Origin of the sequence: Pseudomonas sp. ICMP 3272 (assembly GCF_001466905.1) — a bacterium.
GTDB classification, from domain to species: Bacteria; Pseudomonadota; Gammaproteobacteria; order Pseudomonadales; family Pseudomonadaceae; genus Aquipseudomonas; species Aquipseudomonas amygdali.
On the sequence record NZ_LKEK01000003.1, the window covers coordinates 1 to 745 of the forward strand.

Annotated in this window: 1 protein-coding gene; it reads right to left on the bottom strand. The window is 61.6% G+C overall.

All coding sequences use genetic code 11. The features are described from left to right. The coding region (locus tag AO068_RS02280) for an AMP-binding protein (RefSeq protein ID WP_152999727.1) at nt 1-745 on the bottom strand (745 nt) is incomplete at both ends.

The following is a 745-nucleotide window of genomic DNA, read 5'->3' on the forward strand; positions in this document are numbered from 1 at the left end:
CCAAGTGCTCGTTCATCACGCCTTTGGGCGTGCCAGTGGAACCGGAGGTGTACAGCACATAGGCCAAATGATTCGGCTGAAGACCCAGCGACTTGGCATCCGGGTTGCCGGTCGGCTGTGCGGCAAGCTGTGCGCTGTCCTGGTGGTCATCCAGAATCAGTACAGGCAGCGTCATGGCCGGCAGGTTTTCGCTCAGGTCCAGAGTGGTCAGCACCGCCTTTGGCGAGCTGTCCTCAAGCATGTAGTCCTGACGGGCGCTCGGCAGGTCCGGATCGATCGGCACATAGGCGCCACCGGCCTTGAGGATACCCAACAGCGCCACGACCATTTCCGGACCGCGACGCAGGCTGACCGCAACTCGCGTATCCGGCTCCACGCCCAGTTCGATCAGGCGATGGGCGAGCTGGTTGGCCTGTTGGTTGAGTTCGGCGTAAGTGAGCNCGCGTACGGCGCAAGTACCCGGACGCTGGGCGGCCTGTTGCTCGATCAGTTGGTGAATCAACACATCGCGAGGATAAGGGTGGGCAGTGTCATTGAAGCCCGCCAGCAACAGCTCGCGCTCATCGTCCGGCAGTATCGGCAGGCTGTTCAGCGCTGCTTGCGGGGTGCGTTCCAGTGCTTCCACGAGGCTGCGCAGTGCAACCTGCATGTACTCGCCGATGCGCTGGGCATTGATTTGCTGGACGGCCTGAATGGTGAGCATGAAGTCATCGCCCAGGTCATCGACGTTCAGGCACAACGGATA